Here is a 17,645-nt window from a genome sequence, read left to right as displayed (position 1 = left end):
TGTTCCTGAATTTTTTTCAGCAGCAAAATTAATAAAAGCAACGGATTACTTTTTATAAAAGAGAGCATAAAAAAAAATAATTTTACTCGGTACATTCATTAGTATCACATTAATTTTAATATAGCAAAAACAAGTGCTCTCAATAGTGTTATTTCGTTTATATTTACGCTGTTCTTAAACTAAACATGAGGAAAATATTACATAAATACCAAACTAAATATAAAGACAGTAAATTCAGGACATTTATAATAAAACATAAAAAATATGCTCCTGTATTTTTCTTTATTGCCGGTTTTATTTTCGATACCTTAACGCTTGGTCGTGTCGATAGGCTTTACGATACGGTAGTTTTATGTTTACACATGACATCGCTTACAATTGTAATCTACCTCTACAATTTAGCAGAAGACGGCAGGTGGAAAAACACTTTGCTTGCACGCTATGAAATATATTTACCCTTAGCAATCCAGTTTTTCTTTGGAGGTCTTTCCAGTGCTTATGTTATTTATTTTTTTAGAAGTGTTTCGGCATCTAAAACTGTTTCTTTTTTTATACTCCTACTTTTACTTTTATTTGCAAACGAGCTTTTAAAAAAGCGTATTGCCAACAAATACTTACAATTTGGTGTTTACTTTTTTATCAGTTTTACCTTTTTCTCCTTTATTATCCCAGTGTTTATTAGAGAAATGAACACTTATATCTTTTTATTATCTGGCCTTGTAAGTTTAGGCATTACCATTGCATTTATCACTTTAATTTACCGTTCAAGCCCAAGCACACGTGTAGAAATACATTATGCTAAGCTTATGGGAATTATAATTGCCATCTATTTATTTATCAATTCGTTTTACTTCTTAAAATTAATTCCTCCCGTTCCATTAGCGCTTTCTAATGGTATTGTAGCACATAGTATTGTAAAAACCGATAATAAATATATGGTAACGTACGAAGCTGAAAACTGGTACGTGTTCTGGCGAAAATACAGAAAAGAATATATCCACAAACCAAATGAAAGAGTCTATATTTTTGCCTCTGTTTTTGCACCAACAGATTTAAAAAAAGCAGTACTACACAGGTGGAAATGGTATAACGACACGACACAAAATTGGGAAACGGTTGAAGATATTGGGTACGATATTACAGGCGGAAGGGATAATGGGTTTCGAGGGTACACTTATAAAAGTAATGTAAAGGAAGGATTCTGGAAAGTTGAAGTTATTACCGAAGAAGAATTGGTTTTAGGTGTTGTTGATTTCGAAATTATAACCAGTACGACATTGCAACCTAAAAAATTAGTGAAGAAAAGGTTTTAAGCATTTTAAATGAAATGTTGAAATAGTAAAACTTCCCTATTAATCTCATCTTATTTTAAAAACAAAAGACTACTTTCGCGCAAAATTTAGAATTGCATAAATTATGAAGCGCATAAACGAGTACAAAAAGTTATTTGAGGTTGAAGCACAGCCTACACTTAGCGAACTTAAAAAAAAATACAGAAATCTGGTAAAAGAATGGCATCCAGACAAATTTCAAGATAATGATGCTAAAGCTGAAGAAGCAGAAGTGATGAGCCGTAAGATTATTGATGGTTACCATTTTTTGGTAAGCATTGCTCCAGAAACTAAAGCTGCAAATTTAGAAGACTATAACACTACTATTAATTCGCCAATTATGGACTGGAAACATAAAGGGTTACTTTTGGAAGTTTCTTTTTTAGACGGTAATACCTACGAGTATTTTGGAGTTAATAAAGCGCTTTATATAAAATTTGCTAGTAGCGATAAACAAACCCGTTTTGCTAAGCGTAGTATTTTTAATTCGTTTACTTATAGAAAAATTAAAAAACAGGACGTCGTTGCTTAATAAACGTTGTAAAATAATGAAGGCTCAAAATTAAAATTTTGAGCCTTTTTGTTTGTAAGCCTATATTATTCTTTTACACGTTTTAAATCTAAATCCTGAAAGTCGAAACTAAAATCTATATTGGGAGAAATACCCTTTAAGGTAATGCCTTGCGCCTTGCCCTTACTGTCTAAAGTGAAAAACACAAAAGCATCGGCATTCATATCTTGATATTCCCATTTAACAGCAAAAGTATTGTCTTTATAATATTGTAAGGCTCCGTTTAATTTTGGGGAACGTAAAAACTGAATCCAGAGTTTACCATTCCTTTTAAAAACTTCGGCTTTACCAAACCAATTGTCTTTATAGAAACCTACGTAATTATCTTGTTTTATTGTAGATGCGTCTACTGTTGCTATTTCGTCCCATACTTTTTTAGTTACCTCATCATTACCAGTAGCTCTTTGTTTAAAATAGGCAGCATACTTATCTACCCAGTTAAAATTATCTAAGCCTAAATAATCATCGGCTATGGCATTGGCAACAGACGAAAACAAACCTGCGCCATCATCGCTTGTATTGGTTAAAATAACCACGCCTAAGTTAAGATCCGGAATTAAAACAGTATTAGATAACATACCTGGTAAACCTCCAGTGTGCTCTACTTTTAAATTTCCTTTTACATCAGACAGGAACCATCCTAAACCATAGCCTGCAAAGTGAGAATTATATCTGGGATTAGGGTCTGTGCTCATTACAGTATGCATTCGCCACATTTCGCGATGGTTCTTTTCTGTAAACAATTGCTTGTTTAAGCGGTCTCCATATTTCCCTTTGTTTAAATGGAGTAACATCCATTGGGAGATATCATCTACATTAGAGAATATGCCACCTGCTGCACCGTTCATCATTTCTTTAAACGTTGGGATTACTCTAATCTCTCCACTTTCTACGGCATGAGAGGCAGATAAGTTACTGGTATCTTTTATACGATCTAAAGATGCATAGGTGTTATCCATATGCAACGGTTCTAAAATCCTTGTTTTAATAAAATCTTCCCAGCTCATACCACTTTTTCTTGCAATAAGCTCACCTGCAACGAGGTATAGCAAATTATCATAGTCCCATTTTGTTCTAAATGCAGATTCTGGTTTAAAATATTGAAAACTAACCAACAAGTCATCCATTGTAAAATCGGTGCCATCGGGAAAAAACATTAAATCTCCCACGCCCAATCCTAATCCGCTGCGATGTGTAACTAAATCTTGAATATTAAAATTGTCTTCAACATATTGATTATACATTCTAAATTCCGGAATGTGATCTTTTACTTTATCTAACCATGTTATCTTACCTTCTTCAACTAAAATAGCTAAAGCCGCAGTTGTAAAAGCCTTACTATTAGAGGCTATTGCAAATTGTGTGTGTTCGTTTACCGCACTTTTAGTTACAATAGATTTTACTCCATAGCCTTTATTATGAATAACTTTCCCATCCTTAACAACAGCAACGGCACAACCTGCCACATTAAATTTACTCATTGCATAGTTAACTAATGAATCTACTTGTGTAGAACTCATTTGTGCATTTAATACTGATGTTACTACCAGCATTAAAATGAAACTTAATTTTCTAAGTCTGAAATCTTTCATAATAACATTTTTTAGAATTAGTTTTTATTCTTCTCCTCTATCCACTTACTCATAAACTTAGTACTCTGTAAAGTATGATGCATAAGCATGCTTCCTGTAAAGTTGTTTCTTCGGTGTAATTCTAAAGCATTTTGGGTGGTTTCAACTTTATGTAAAAAGTCTTTGGTGTACAATTGCTTATCAAAACGAATGTTAATAATATTTACACCTATTTTCTGTTTCCCTGCCCAGTAAATTTTATTAGTATATAATTCGACTGCTTTTTCGGCAAAAATTTCTGGTTCGTCCTCTACAAAACCATTGGGTTCCAAGTCGCCATACATACCTTCGGCTCCAATACTTGTTGTAACACATGGAATGCCGTTTACCATAGCATCAATAATTTTACCTTTTAAACCCGCTCCATAGCGTAAAGGCACCAAACAAACTTTATAAGTTTGCATAACCTCTTTAATGTTTTCTGCAAAACCTTTAACTATAAATCCATCTGCTTCGTTATGCATTTGTTTTGCCTGTTCGGTAACATAAGCACCATAAATATGAACCTCTGCTTTTGGTAGTTTTTGCCTTATAAGCGGCCAAATGTTTTGTTTTAAATGCACCAGACCATCCACATTAGGTGCATGTAAAAAATTACCAATAGCAATAAAATGTTCACATTTTTTAAAATTTGGTAAGGCTTTCTGCGTCTTTAAAGAAATAGCGTCTAATAAAAACGGCAAATAACACAACAAGCCATCTGAAACATGAAATTGCTGCGTTAAAATTTCTATTTCAACTTCTGATATGATAATACTTAAATCGCATCTGTAAATACTTGCTATTTCTCGCTTAGCCGTATCGTTAAAAAGGTATCTTGTGTCGAAAACAGTATTATCTTCTAAGGCTAAAAGTCGTCCACGTCTTAAACAGTGTAAGTCTTCTGTATCAAGTATTCTAAGGGCTTGCGGACATTGTTCTGCAACTCGCCATCCAAACTGTTCTTCAATCATAAAACGATCGAACATAACCACATCTGGATTGAGCTCTTTAACAAACGTATCGAAACTCGAGTCGTTAAGGGTTATAGTCTTGGTTTTAACTCCAATACTTTCTAAGTCGAAAGCATTATCGCTTTTTGCACATGCTGTTGCAAAAGTTATATCGTAATTCTTGTTCTTAAAAATTTCTATTAGGTGCATCATACGGCTTCCTGCAGCAGAACTTTGTGGCTCTGGCCAGACGAAACCTATAATAAGGAGTGTTTTATTCAAAAGGGATAAATTATATATTAATTAATAAGAGTTGTTTATATAATAACTCTTCTTTTATTTAAAAATTATTCTGGTCTTGGAGTAAGTGCATAGCCAGTTCTTACTTGCTTTGCCCATTGTACTACATCTTTAATTTGTTGGTTGGTTAAAACGGCTTCACTATGCGTCCAGGTGTAAGAGTCTAATGGCATTTCTTTAGCTTCAACCATCTCAATTAATTCTTCGAACTTATGGTCTTTTCTTTTAACCGAATTGCCTTCCCACTGCGACATATTAAAATGTTTTTTACCATCGTTAACATGATTTGCTAACCAGTAATTTACAGGCGTAATATTGTTATACCAAGGGTAACGTGTATTATTACTATGGCAATCGAAACACGATTCTTTTAAAATAGCTTTTACGTTTTCCGGCGGATTAGTTTCGGCTAAAAAAGCAGTAACAGATTCCATGTTACCTTCGTTTTTTTCTGGTCGGAAAAATTGTGCAACAACAAAAATTACTAATAAAAGTAATAGTATCTTTCTTACAATTTTCATTTTGTTTAATTTTAAAGTCTAAAAATAAGAATTTCATTTGACTACCGAAGCCTTATACCAAGAATTAAATTATGTAAATCACTCGCGAGAAAAGCGCTTGTACTATGCCAATTTAGTCATTAACAACCCAGAATTAATCCCTAAGTTATTGGCTATCATGTTTATGGTAGATGATAAAATATCACCACGAGCAGCTTGGGTTTTCGAGTTTATGTGCGGTGAAAATCTGGAAGCTATAATTCCGTATTTAGATTACTTTACAGATAAAATTAATACAGTAAAAATAGATTCGGCTGTTCGCCCAGTAGCTAAAGTTTGCGAGTATTTAATAAAAGCTTACTACGGCAAAAAAGAAAGCAAAATTAAAGCTACACTATCGTCAGAACATAAAGAAAAAATTATTGAAGCCTGTTTCGATTGGATGATTAACGACGAGAAAATTGCGCCTAAAGCGTATGCTATGAATAGCTTATTTCTCTTAGGTAGTGAGTTTAAATGGATTCATCCAGAATTAGCCCTTATTTTAGAACGCGATTACCAAATGCAGAGTTCTGGTTTTAAAGCACGCGCAAGACATATTTTAAAGAAGATAAAAAAATAGAACAAAAAAATTGATAAACTTTTAGACGCTTCACTCTTAACTTTTCACTTTGTTGGCTATCTTTGCTTCTTTCAAAATTTGAAGCAACCAACACATTAACTATGTCATTATCTGCATTAAATGCCATCTCACCAATAGATGGACGTTATAGAAATAAAATTGAAGTCTTAGGCAAGTATTTCTCTGAAGAAGCCCTAATTAAATACCGTGTTTTAGTTGAAATAGAATATTTTATAGCGCTTTGCGAGCAACCTTTACCTCAACTTAAAAGTGTAAACATTTCGGTTTTTAACGATTTACGTAAAATATATAAAGATTTTTCTACCGAAGATGCGTTGGCTATTAAAGAGATTGAAAGTATTACCAATCACGATGTAAAAGCTGTTGAATATTTTATAAAAAAAGAGTTCGATAAACTTGGGTTAGAAGCATATAAAGAATTTATTCATTTTGGGCTCACCTCTCAGGATATTAACAATACAGCTATTCCTTTAAGTATTAAAGAAGCCATGAACGATGTTTATGTGCCGCAATATCTTGAAGTATTAAAAAAATTAGAAACACTTTCTAACGATTGGGCAGCTATACCAATGTTGGCACGTACACATGGCCAGCCAGCCTCTCCAACGCGTTTAGGTAAAGAAATTGAAGTGTTTGTTGTACGCTTAAAAGAACAATTTAATTTATTAAACGATATCCCAAGTGCTGCAAAATTTGGTGGTGCTACTGGTAATTTTAATGCACATAAAGTTGCTTATCCAAATATAGACTGGAAAGCTTTTGGTAGTAACTTTGTACAAAACAGATTAGGATTACAACATTCGTTCCCAACAACACAAATAGAGCATTATGACCATATGGCTGCTTTATTCGATTGTTTAAAGCGTATTAACACCATTATTATAGACTTAGATCGCGATGTCTGGACCTATGTATCTATGGATTACTTTAAGCAAAAAATAAATGCAGGAGAAGTGGGAAGTAGCGCCATGCCACATAAAGTAAACCCAATAGATTTTGAAAACTCCGAAGGTAATTTAGGTATAGCTAATGCTATTTTCGAGCATTTATCTGCAAAACTACCAATCTCTCGTTTGCAACGCGATTTAACAGACAGTACTGTATTACGTAATGTTGGAGTTCCTTTTGGGCATACGCTTATTGGGTTTAAATCAACCCTAAAAGGTTTAAATAAATTATTACTTAACGAGCCAAAGTTCGCTCAGGACTTAGAAAACAATTGGGCTGTGGTTGCAGAGGCTATACAAACTATTTTACGTCGTGAAGCTTACCCAAATCCATATGAAGCCTTAAAAGGACTTACACGAACTAATGAGGCAATTACTGAAACCTCTATTTCAAATTTTATTGATACCTTAGAGGTAAGCGAAACCATTAAAACAGAACTAAAAGCAATTTCGCCAAGTAATTACACAGGAATATAAACTATGCTTACTAATAAACAATCACTCTACCTTTCTGGTGTTGTTATCATCGGTTTTTTTATAGCTGGTTTATTTGGCATACTTAATTATTTAATTGTAAAAATTATATTGGGAGGTTTGTTTCTTTTAATTATAATTAATTTAATTAAAGCGAAACCACTACAAGAAGATATAGAGGTTGTTGAGAACAAAAGAGAAGATCTCTTTTAAATAATAAAAGGCTTATCTCCCGATAAGCCTTTTATATTAACATGTAAACTATAAATTCTTATTTAAAGAAATTTATAATATCGTTTAGCTGGTTTTCATCCACATCTGCGTTTTGCATACCGTTAAATAATTCAACCATTTTTTCAGGATTCATATCATTACCCAGAATTCTTGCCACTCCAAAACCAGTTGTATTAGAACTTACCAGTATTAAAATTTCGTCTACAGCATCATCATCACCAAGTGTGTTTACTCTAAATTTTGTACCATCTGAACTAAACTCCATAAGCTCGGTATACTTTTCATTTTTAAAAATATGCTTCGCCTTTTCCAACTCTGTTTTATAAGCATCCATATTACCATCTTTAATTCTGTAACCTATAAAGTTTATTTTCTCGAAGCTGTTTACGGCTTCTTGTTGGGCTTCGGTTAACTCTGCTTGCGAGAAATCTACCAATTTAGCCGATAAATCTATTTGCTTAAACTCTGGTAAATCTTGATGTTCTACAAAGTAAGTTTGTATGGAGTTTTCATCTTTACAACTTACTAACGCAAGTGCAAATAGAAAACTAAAACAAAGGGTTTTTATAAATGGTTTCATATACTGTGATTGATGATTTATAGCCTGATTACTTCTTGTTTTTCTTGTCTAATTCTTTTCCGCCTGGCAAATCGAAAGCATTAATAAGCTTAGATAATTGATTTAAATCTATATCGCCTACAAAAGAAACCAATACAGATTCCATGCTTCTTTTCTTTCCATTAACAGTAACATCTGTATCTTTCATTATGGCATCTAATCCATTTACAAACATTAAAAGTTCGGCTACGTAATCTTCGTTTCTACCTTCTTTAACGTAGAATTTTACAACCATTCCATCGTCTTTAATCTCCATTAACTCTTCTAGAGAATTAGCACGAGATTTTACCCATTTATCCATATCTCCAGCAACCGCCTTATCGTCTGTAGCTAACGTTTTAAAACTGGTAATGCTTTTTACCATATCCATAAATTCTTGTGCTTCCTTATCGTCTGTTTGCACATTAATTTTTGCCAGCATTTGAAACATTTTTGGCTTAATAGAAGCATAAGTTACATTATCGTTATCGCTATATTTATCAAAAATATCGCTTTGAGCCATTGCTGTTAATGGCATTAATAGTATTGCGAAAGCAAATACAATTAGGGACTTTTTCATCGTGTTTAATTTATTTATAGTGTTCATTTTTTTTCGTATTTATTTGTTAATAATGTAAAAATGTACTCGCGATTTAGCATTTGTTTTTAGTTTTTAAACGCTTGTTACGCTCGTTTCATTTTCATTTGTTTTTGTTTGTTAGATTTTTTTAGTTTTTTAATAAACGATCCATAGGATGCGTTACTTCTTTTAAATAGTCAACTTGCGTGCCAGCTTTATTAATAACATCTAAATAACTTACTTGCGCTGTGGCCTTATTTAAGTGTTTAGACATGATTGCTAAAGCTTCTTTAGCATTGTTAATTTCAATTTTGTCTGCTTCTGTAATAGTTAATTCTTCATTTTTAGCAAATGGATTATAAACAAAGACAGACAACATAAGAACCGCAACAGCAGCAACAGATAACCACTTGTAATTAAATACGCGTTTAGATTTTAGTGGCAGTTGTTTAGTAAACTGTTCTTGGTGGTTTACCAAAAAATAGTTAAACATTGGCTTATACATTTCTAAATGTGGCGCTACAGTTTCTTGAGAAAAATAGTCTTTTAACTGAGCTTCTTCCTTTAGTGATGTCTCACCGTTTTCGTACTTTTTAAGTAAATTTTCTATATTATTTAATACCATAATTATGTGTATTAGTTAGTTTTTCTCTTATTTTTTTTCTTGCTCTTGATAACGCTACACGTATTGCAGTTTCATTCATATCAAGCATTTTTGCAATCTCTTTAAATTCGTATTGTTCTATATCTCTTAGCTGGATTACCATTTTTTGTTGTTCGGGTAAATCTTCCATTATTTTGCCAACCCAGCCAATACTGTCGTTTAATTCTACTTCTTTTTGTAAAGACACACTGTGGTCTTGATAATTACTATGTACAATTTTTAAATTCTGCGCTTGTTTAGACTTTAATTTATCGAAACAAAAATTCTTTGTCATTGTCATAGAAAATGCTTCCACATTTTTATAGTCTTTTATTTTCTTTTTATTATTCCACAGTTTTATTAAAATTTCTTGTGTGGCGTCTTCAGCCTCTTCTCTGGATACTAATAATCTTTTGGCTAACCTAAAGACCTTATCCTTAAAAGGTGTCACAATATTTAAAAATTCTAACTGTGTCATTTAATTTGGCTGGTTTATGTCATTACGACGAACTACTTTCTATTTTGTTACAAAACATTTTCATTAAAATAAAAATAATTACTTTTAACCTGAAAAAGAAAAATTTTAAATTATGAAGACTCCCAAGATACTGCTTGCTACGCTACTATTTACAGTACTTTTAACTGGTTGTTTTGAAGATAGAGACGACCAGCCCATAGCTACAACAGATATTAACAAATTTGTTTATCGTGGCATGGACGCTTATTATTTATATAGAGATGAAGTACCCGATTTAGTAGAAGATAAAGCGAATAGTAGTGATTTTGAAAGCTATTTAAATAATTTTAATACTCCCGAAGCATTTTTTGAAAGTCTAATATTCGATAGACAAAACACCGATAGATTTAGCTGGATAACAGATGATTATATAGCACTGGAACAACAATTTAATGGCATAACGAAATCCAACGGCATGGAATTTGGGTTGCAACGTTACAACCCAAGTAGCGATAATATTTTTGGGATTGTTAGGTTTGTTTTACCAAACACAAGTGCCCAAAGTAACGGGTTGCAACGTGGTGATTTATTTAATGCAGTAAATGGCACGCAATTAACAGTTAATAACTGGAGAAGTTTATTAGGTCAAGACAATTTTACGCTAAACATTGCAGAATATAATACCAATGGTACACCAGATACAGACGACGATACTGTTGACGCTACTGATACTATCATCAATTTATCAAGAATAGAATATGTAGAAAATCCTGTTTTTAAAACTGAAATTTTACAGGTAGAAGGCGAAAACGTTGGTTATTTAATGTACAATGGTTTTGTAGGTAATTTTGATAGTGCTTTAAATGCTGCATTTAGTGAGTTTCAAAGTAACAACATTCAGCATTTAGTTCTCGATTTACGTTATAATCCTGGAGGCTCGGTAAATTCTGCTGCGCTTTTAGGCAGCTTAATAACTGGACAATACACAGGCGAAGTATTTGCTAAATTGCAGTATAACGACTTACAGCAGGCTAATAACTCTAATTACTTTTTTGTAAATAATACTGATGGTGCAACGCTAAACAGTTTAAACCTTAATAAGGTTTATATATTAGCGACAGGCTCCTCGGCGTCTGCAAGCGAAATGGTTATAAACAGTTTAGATGCGTATATGAATGTCGTGCAAATTGGAACGCAAACCGTAGGAAAATCGCAGGCGTCCATTACACTTTACGATTCGCCAAACTTTACCAGAACTGGTGCAGACCCTCGACATACTTATGCGCTACAACCTTTGGTAGCGATTACTGTAAATAAAAATGATGCACAAGTACCTGCAAGTGGGTTAAATCCAGATTCGGCTTTTATTATTGCCGAACAAATTAACAACTTTGGAGTCTTAGGCAATGCTAACGAACCTCTTTTAGCTACAGCTTTAGCAGATATTGCGGCTACAAACCGAACATCTAACATCCCAAAAAGTAAACCTGCAGAAGTGTTATTCGATAGTAACGATTTATTACCACACAGTAAAGAAATGTACATTGAGAGATAAAAAAAAGCCTGCAAATTGCAGGCTTTTTAATGGTTGTTTTTGGTTACTTACTGATTAATTAAACTGTTTTTTTAGTTAAAATATACTTCTCCTGGAATAATATTTAAAGTAAACGTGTTTTCTAATGTGTTTGTAGTTAAGTCAAACACTTTTAAGCTTCCGTTAGATGAAAAATCGCCTGCATCTAAACCAAATAACTGATTATCTCTAACATTTATATCGTAAAAATTCTGACCAGAAAATTCTGCTACTGTTGGTAAAACAGTTTCGGTTTGGGTGGTTTTGTAAACGCCTCCATTTAAATAATAATAAAAATTATTGTTATCGAATTTTAGATGATTTGGGTGTTCGGTAGTAGCAAAATCAAGAGAAGATGCAATGGTATTATTTACAGTATTTACCTTAATTAACTTTCCTCCTGTTTCATTTCCTGAAAACGAAGAATTGCCTTCTGTAAGCACATAAAGATCTCCAAAACTGTTAAGCACTAATGAGTTTGGGTTTGCACCTACAGTTATGGTAGTCGTTACAGTATCTGTTATAGAATTAATTATGGTTAACTTATCGTTTAAATCAAAAATACCAACACCAACGTAAACACTATCGTTAGACGCTACAATTTGATCTGGCATATGTGGTACCGCTATAGTATCGATAATAGCATTTGTAGACAAATCTATTACAACAACCGTATCGTCTGTAGTGTCACTAAAATCTCCCCAAGCTGTCACATAACCTTTTCCATTAGAAACTGCCATATATCTAGGATTGTCAATACCAGATATAGTTGCGACAGATACAAACGTGTAACGATTAACAACTTCTATTTTATCTGAATTATTCACAATTATGTAAGCTAATTCACCATTAAACGCCATACTTTGCGCTGTATCACCTAATGGAACCATATTTACATTACTAAATATATTATTTTCCACTACTGAAAAATCGTTAGAGATATAGGATACTGATGCATTTCCAGAATTAAAATTACCCTCATGAGAAATTAATATTCCGTTTTCGTAAGCACCAGATGGTGTTACAGCTACATTCTCATCGTCATTGCTACAAGAGGTAAAAGTTAAGCCAAGCATTAAAGCTGCTAAAAGTAATTTGTTACGTTTCATTTTTTTTAAAATTTAATTGTTGTTTGTATTTGAAAGTTTCTATTTGGCATTGGCCGCAATGCCACGTTTTCGTAAAAGGCATCAAAAATATTATTGACTCTAAACTCTAATAAATAATTAATTCTTCCTTTGGAATTAAAATGGTATCCTAATCCTAAGTTACCCACATTATAATAAGGCAGTTTATCTCTTGAAATAATAAAAACCTCACCATTAAATAAGTGCTGATAAAAAGCAGAAAACCCTTTATAACCATATGCTAAATTGGCATTTGCCTTGTGAAATGGCACATAGATTAATTGCTTGTTTGTCGATTTATCTTCAGATATCGTGTAACTGTAATTTCCGTTTAATTTAAATGTATGTTCATTAATTTGTTTGGTGTACCCTAAACCCATTTCCATACCATAGTTTTCAGCTTCTGCAATATTAACAGGGCTCCAAACACCCAAAATATTGGGTCTCCATTGTATTAAATCTTGAGTAGAAATGTAATAGGCATTTAGTGTTGCTTCAATTTGTTTATATCGAAATTCCTGACCTAAATCTATTTGGTAAGACGATTCCGGCATCAAATTTAAATTGCCACCAGGTTGCCAGAATAAATCGTTAAATGTTGGAACTCTGTAATTTTTAGAAGCATTTAATTTAACGGTGTAAGCGTTAGCTATCTTAAATTTTGAATCTATGGAAAACACAAACGGACTCGTAAATTTACTGGTAAAATCCTTTCTAAAATTTAAACCATACGTAATACTTTTTGCTGGCTTATGCTTCATCAATCCTGTAACAGAAAACACTTGTCTGTTTGGGTTGCCAAAGCTACTTCCTTTAGCATCAATCGTATTATACTCTAAAACAGAATGCAATTGAAACGACTTAGAAACCCTAAAATTGAGATTGTGTTTTAAAATTAAGGTATTAACTTTTCCGAAGGAAAAATGCTCCTTATTCTTATTTTCAAAGTATTTAAATTCCTCATGTAAGTGTGCAATTTTTAATTTCGAATTCACCCGCGAACCTAAACGTGACCACTCTAACATGTTACGTAAATTGGTGTCTTTATAAGCACTTTGAGAAGGCGCTACTAACGTTGCAGATAAGTTGCGTTCTCCTATAAAGGTTTGATGGTAAAGTTTTATAACATCTTTATTACTTATAAAGTAACCAAAATTAGCGTTTATATTTCTGTTATTAAAGGCACCATTCTCGTTTACCTTATCTGTACCTATAAATTTGTAATCGTTTTTAGAATCTACATAACTTAAACCAATATTTCCTGAGAACTTATCGTTTCCAAAATCACTTAAGGCTGTAAATTGCTTGGTATCAAAGCTGCCATAACTGGCGCGTAGAGTATTATCGAAATGGTCTTTAAACTGTAATTTATTGTTTAAATGCACTGTGCCACCAATACTTCCGCTACCATATTGCACGCCTCCACCGCCACTTCTAATGGTTACCGAATTAAAGTTAGTAGTGTTTATTAAATTAAAATCGGTTTGTCCATTGAGTTGAGAGTTAATATTAATACCATTCCAAATTACAGCAGTTTGTGATGCATTTGTTCCACGAAATGATGGTGAGGAAACCATTCCAAATCCGGTTTCCTTAAAATAAATGTTAGAATTAAAAGCCAGTAAATTTGTAAGGTTTTGTTGATTTTTTAAGAGTATAGAATCATTAAGCGTTGTAACCTTAAAACCAGAAGCGTAGTTTTTTAATTTATTATCGCTTAAGGTCACTTCTTCTAACCGTTGTATAGAATCAAGTTGCGTTTGAGCAAAACTGCAAAAACTAAAAATGACAATAATTAAAAAAAGGATGTGCTGCTTCATAATCTTAAAATCTTTCTCCCGAAGATTCTTTTGATGTTAAAATTGGCAGGTCTCCTGACTTTCATCTTATTATTTGTCTTCCCAGAAAATTTTTCCAGTGACTTGAAGGTTAATAATAAGTATTCACAAACGTGAACTTAGATTACAGTTGCGGGAACAGTTCAAGATTCTAACTTGATTCCCTTTTAATCGCCTTCGCTTAATTGCAAGGGCAAACCAAAATTCCATGCAAAAGTAAGCTTTTTCTTGAATGGTCAATAGAATTAATCTTATTTTTGAACTAAATAAAAAACATTGCTGTGAAACATTTTTTAATCATTTTCCTCATTCTTTCTTTCTTTACTTGCAAAGAAGACAAAGGCATTAAAGGTACTTTGCCTCCAATAGCATCTAAACAGCAAAGTAATACTCTCACTTATGCTGAAGGGTTTACAATAGTAGAAAATGGTAACCACTATATTTTAGAAATAAAAAGCCCTTGGCCAGAAAGCGACCAAGCCTATAAATATGTTTTAATTTCTGCTGAAGAAGCTGCTAAAACAACCTTTATGCGCGATGCGTACGATGGCATTATTATTACTCCAGTTAAAAAAATAGTGGTAACCTCCACAACACATATTCCAGCTTTAGAACTTTTAAATGTTGAAGAAACCTTGGTTGGCTTCCCAGGAACAGATTATGTGTCTTCCAAAAAAACCAGAGCAAGAATCGATAATAATGAAATACGAGAATTAGGTAAAAATGAAGGCATAAACACCGAAGTCTTACTCGACATTAATCCAAACATTGTTGTTGCTTTTGGTGTGGATGGTAAAAGCAAATCTCTTGAAACCATAAAAAAAGCTGGCATTCCAGTAATTTATAATGGAGATTGGGTTGAGAAATCACCTTTAGCAAAAGCCGAATGGTTAAAATTTTTTGGCGTACTTTACAACAAAGAAAAAGAAGCCGATTCTATTTTTAAAAATATAGAACAGGATTACACAAAAGCAAAAACACTTGCTAAAAACGCCAAAAACAAACCAACTGTATTATCTGGCGCTATGCATAAAGACGTTTGGTATTTACCAAATGGTACAAGCACAGAAGCACAGTTTTTGAAAGATGCAAACACCAACTATCTATGGAGTAACACTACCGAAAAAGGAAGTGTAGCTCTTAATTTTGAAGTGGTTTACAGCAAAGCAAAATCGGCAGATTTATGGTTAAGTCCGTCTTATTACACTTCTTTAGAAGCAATGGAAAAAGCCAGTGAACATTATACAAAGTTTGATGCTTTTGAAAATAAACAAGTGTATTCTTTTTCAAATACAACAGGAGAAACGGGAGGTGTTTTATATTATGAATTAGGTACAGCAAGACCAGACCTGATTTTAAAAGATATTATAAAAATTAGTCATCCCGAGTTATTACCAGATTATAAACCATTTTTCTTTAAAAAATTAGAGTAAGTGGTGACACAAAAATCATACAAGCTTTCTTTTATACTGCTAATTATAGTTCTCATTTTACTGTTTTTTGTGAATGTTAGTTTAGGGTCTGTTTCAATTCCTTTAAAATCTATTTTTAATAGTTTTTTCTCAACACCAGATAATTATACTAATCAGGAATATATTATCCAAAATTACAGGCTCCCAAAAGCTATTACAGCTATTTTAGTTGGTTCTGGTTTGGGTATTGCGGGTTTATTAATGCAAACCTTATTTAGAAACCCATTAGCAGGACCTTTTGTTTTGGGTATCACTTCTGGAGCAAGTTTAGGCGTGGCTTTGGTAATTATGGGATCATCGGTTTTAGGTGGTTTCTTCGCAACGTTATTAATCTCAAAATGGAGTTTGGTCGTGGCAGCGAGCTTAGGTAGTTTTCTGGTGCTAATCACCGTTTTAATTGTGTCTTCTCGTGTTCGCGATACCATGGCCATACTAATTATTGGTCTTATGTTTGGTAGTATTACTGCTGCAGTTGTTAGTGTATTGTCTTACTTTAGTTCTGCCGAAGAATTACAACAATACATATTTTGGGGCTTTGGTAGTTTAGGCGATTTACAATGGAACGAATTATATGTATTACTATTTATTTATATTATTGGTTTGGTGTTTAGCATCCTCTCAATAAAAGATTTAAACACCTTGTTATTGGGCGAAAATTATGCTAAAAGTTTAGGCCTGAATATTAAAATAAGCAGGTTAATTATAATAATTGCTACCAGCCTTATAGCGGGAACAATTACTGCGTTTGTTGGCCCAATTGCCTTTATTGGTTTGGCCATTCCGCATATAACGAGACAGATATTTAATACTTCAAATCATAAAATATTGTTACCGGCAGTTTTTTTATTAGGTGCTATTGTAATGCTTATTTGCGACAGTATTGCACAATTACCAAATACAGATTATACTTTACCAATAAATGCCATTACCAGTTTAATTGGAGCTCCTGTTGTAATTTGGCTATTAGTTAGAAAGAAAAAAATGGTGTTTTAATGGCTATAGAAAAACAACATACCGTTTTAAAAACAAACAATCTTAGTATTGGTTACCAATCGAAAAAGGTTGAAACTATAATTGCTTCAAAAATAAATATCGAATTAAAAGCAGGTGAATTAATAGGATTAGTTGGCGCAAACGGCATTGGTAAATCTACATTATTAAGAACCCTAACTAATGTACAACCAAAAATAAACGGCGAGATTTTTATTCATTCTAAAGGTTTAGAGAACTATTCATCTGTAGCATTAGCTAAGGTATTGAGTTTAGTTTTAACTGAGAGTGTCTCGTCTAAAAACCTGTCTGTTTTTGAGTTAATTGCTTTAGGAAGACAGCCTTACACCAATTGGGTTGGTAATCTATCTGCTAAAGACATTGACATTGTTAATCGAGCCATTGAAAAAACAAATTTAAAAGATTTAAAACATAAAAAATGTTTTGAATTAAGCGATGGACAACTACAAAAAGTCATGATTGCTCGTGCTTTGGCGCAAGACACGTCGTTAATTATTTTAGACGAGCCTACCACTCATTTAGACATGTACCATAAAGCATATGTGCTAAAACTACTTCAAAAACTGGCAAGAGACACTGGTAAAACGATTCTGTTTTCATCTCATGAAATCGATTTGGCAATCCAGCTCTGCGATACGCTTATTGTGATGAGTGATAAAGGTATTACGATAGATACTCCAAAAGAATTGATTAAAAAAGGTGCTTTTAATAGCTTATTCCCAAAAGACTTAATTGTTTTTGATGAAGTTACTGGTGCTTTTAGAGTTAAGAAATAAAATCTTT

18 protein-coding genes and 1 riboswitch are annotated in these 17,645 nt (G+C 32.9%); of the genes, 9 read left to right on the top strand and 9 right to left on the bottom strand.

Features of this window, described 5'->3' with window-relative positions; genetic code table 11:
- Window positions 1-185: 185 nt before the first annotated feature.
- Window positions 186-1,313 carry a DUF2914 domain-containing protein gene (locus tag ACVC43_RS04760; RefSeq protein ID WP_452223429.1) on the top strand — a complete coding sequence of 376 codons (1,128 nt, stop codon included), beginning with the start codon at window positions 186-188 and terminating at the stop codon, window positions 1,311-1,313.
- 103 nt (window positions 1,314-1,416) lie between these two features.
- A complete protein-coding gene (locus tag ACVC43_RS04755) occupies window positions 1,417-1,863 on the top strand; it encodes a KTSC domain-containing protein (protein WP_452223428.1) in 447 nt (148 codons plus the stop codon).
- A gap of 65 nt (window positions 1,864-1,928) precedes the next feature.
- On the opposite strand, the gene ACVC43_RS04750 is transcribed toward ACVC43_RS04755, so the two are convergent.
- From ACVC43_RS04750 to ACVC43_RS04740, 3 genes are all read right to left on the bottom strand, one after another.
- Complete coding sequence (locus ACVC43_RS04750) at window positions 1,929-3,494, bottom strand: serine hydrolase (protein ID WP_452223427.1); 1,566 nt, start codon at window positions 3,492-3,494, stop codon at window positions 1,929-1,931.
- A gap of 17 nt (window positions 3,495-3,511) precedes the next feature.
- Entirely contained in the window at window positions 3,512-4,747 is a 1,236-nt protein-coding gene (locus ACVC43_RS04745; RefSeq protein ID WP_452223426.1) for a glycosyltransferase, read from the bottom strand.
- A 65-nt stretch (window positions 4,748-4,812) separates the two neighbouring features.
- On the bottom strand, window positions 4,813-5,286 hold the full coding sequence (locus ACVC43_RS04740; RefSeq protein ID WP_452223425.1) for a heme-binding domain-containing protein: 474 nt from the start codon (window positions 5,284-5,286) through the stop codon (window positions 4,813-4,815).
- Between the two features lie 37 nt (window positions 5,287-5,323).
- Between ACVC43_RS04740 and ACVC43_RS04735 the strand changes: the two genes are divergently transcribed.
- The 3 genes from ACVC43_RS04735 to ACVC43_RS04725 all read left to right on the top strand — a co-directional run bounded on the left by ACVC43_RS04735 (window position 5,324) and on the right by ACVC43_RS04725 (window position 7,542).
- Entirely contained in the window at window positions 5,324-5,887 is a 564-nt protein-coding gene (locus ACVC43_RS04735; RefSeq protein ID WP_452223424.1) for an adenylosuccinate lyase, read from the top strand.
- Between the two features lie 101 nt (window positions 5,888-5,988).
- The gene (gene purB / locus ACVC43_RS04730) at window positions 5,989-7,332 is read left to right on the top strand and encodes an adenylosuccinate lyase (RefSeq protein WP_452223423.1); all 1,344 of its coding nucleotides are present in this window, start codon (window positions 5,989-5,991) and stop codon (window positions 7,330-7,332) included.
- A gap of 3 nt (window positions 7,333-7,335) precedes the next feature.
- Window positions 7,336-7,542, top strand: coding sequence for a hypothetical protein (locus ACVC43_RS04725; RefSeq protein WP_452223422.1), 207 nt, complete (start codon window positions 7,336-7,338; stop codon window positions 7,540-7,542).
- 58 nt (window positions 7,543-7,600) lie between these two features.
- On the opposite strand, the gene ACVC43_RS04720 is transcribed toward ACVC43_RS04725, so the two are convergent.
- The 4 genes from ACVC43_RS04720 to ACVC43_RS04705 all read right to left on the bottom strand — a co-directional run bounded on the left by ACVC43_RS04720 (window position 7,601) and on the right by ACVC43_RS04705 (window position 9,862).
- On the bottom strand, window positions 7,601-8,143 hold the full coding sequence (locus ACVC43_RS04720) for a DUF4252 domain-containing protein (protein ID WP_452223421.1): 543 nt from the start codon (window positions 8,141-8,143) through the stop codon (window positions 7,601-7,603).
- Window positions 8,144-8,171: 28 nt separating this feature from the next.
- The gene (locus ACVC43_RS04715) at window positions 8,172-8,741 is read right to left on the bottom strand and encodes a DUF4252 domain-containing protein (protein ID WP_452223420.1); all 570 of its coding nucleotides are present in this window, start codon (window positions 8,739-8,741) and stop codon (window positions 8,172-8,174) included.
- A 148-nt stretch (window positions 8,742-8,889) separates the two neighbouring features.
- Entirely contained in the window at window positions 8,890-9,366 is a 477-nt protein-coding gene (locus ACVC43_RS04710) for a hypothetical protein (protein ID WP_452223419.1), read from the bottom strand.
- A complete protein-coding gene (locus ACVC43_RS04705) occupies window positions 9,353-9,862 on the bottom strand; it encodes an RNA polymerase sigma factor (protein ID WP_452223418.1) in 510 nt (169 codons plus the stop codon). Before ACVC43_RS04705 ends, ACVC43_RS04710 begins: the two co-directional genes overlap by 14 nt.
- A 112-nt stretch (window positions 9,863-9,974) precedes the next feature.
- Between ACVC43_RS04705 and ACVC43_RS04700 the strand changes: the two genes are divergently transcribed.
- Window positions 9,975-11,396 carry a S41 family peptidase gene (locus ACVC43_RS04700; protein ID WP_452223417.1) on the top strand — a complete coding sequence of 474 codons (1,422 nt, stop codon included), beginning with the start codon at window positions 9,975-9,977 and terminating at the stop codon, window positions 11,394-11,396.
- A gap of 71 nt (window positions 11,397-11,467) precedes the next feature.
- Here the strand turns inward: ACVC43_RS04700 and ACVC43_RS04695 are convergent, their stop codons facing one another.
- Window positions 11,468-12,523 carry a YncE family protein gene (locus ACVC43_RS04695; RefSeq protein ID WP_452223416.1) on the bottom strand — a complete coding sequence of 352 codons (1,056 nt, stop codon included), beginning with the start codon at window positions 12,521-12,523 and terminating at the stop codon, window positions 11,468-11,470.
- A 5-nt stretch (window positions 12,524-12,528) separates the two neighbouring features.
- Window positions 12,529-14,361 carry a TonB-dependent receptor plug domain-containing protein gene (locus tag ACVC43_RS04690; RefSeq protein ID WP_452223415.1) on the bottom strand — a complete coding sequence of 611 codons (1,833 nt, stop codon included), beginning with the start codon at window positions 14,359-14,361 and terminating at the stop codon, window positions 12,529-12,531.
- Between the two features lie 27 nt (window positions 14,362-14,388).
- Window positions 14,389-14,597, bottom strand: a riboswitch (cobalamin riboswitch).
- A gap of 63 nt (window positions 14,598-14,660) precedes the next feature.
- Between ACVC43_RS04690 and ACVC43_RS04685 the strand changes: the two genes are divergently transcribed.
- Genes ACVC43_RS04685 through ACVC43_RS04675 form a run of 3 tightly spaced genes read left to right on the top strand, consistent with a single transcriptional unit; the run spans window position 14,661 to window position 17,638 of the window.
- Complete coding sequence (locus tag ACVC43_RS04685; protein WP_452223414.1) at window positions 14,661-15,812, top strand: ABC transporter substrate-binding protein; 1,152 nt, start codon at window positions 14,661-14,663, stop codon at window positions 15,810-15,812.
- Window positions 15,813-16,844 (top strand): FecCD family ABC transporter permease, encoded by a 1,032-nt coding sequence (locus ACVC43_RS04680; RefSeq protein ID WP_452223413.1) that lies wholly within the window; start codon window positions 15,813-15,815, stop codon window positions 16,842-16,844.
- Window positions 16,844-17,638 carry an ABC transporter ATP-binding protein gene (locus ACVC43_RS04675; RefSeq protein ID WP_452223412.1) on the top strand — a complete coding sequence of 265 codons (795 nt, stop codon included), beginning with the start codon at window positions 16,844-16,846 and terminating at the stop codon, window positions 17,636-17,638. Before ACVC43_RS04680 ends, ACVC43_RS04675 begins: the two co-directional genes overlap by 1 nt.
- The last annotated feature ends 7 nt before the right edge of the window (window positions 17,639-17,645 follow it).

This window comes from Lacinutrix chionoecetis, from assembly GCF_053604665.1.
This window is presented reverse-complemented; position numbering and strand designations above follow the sequence as displayed.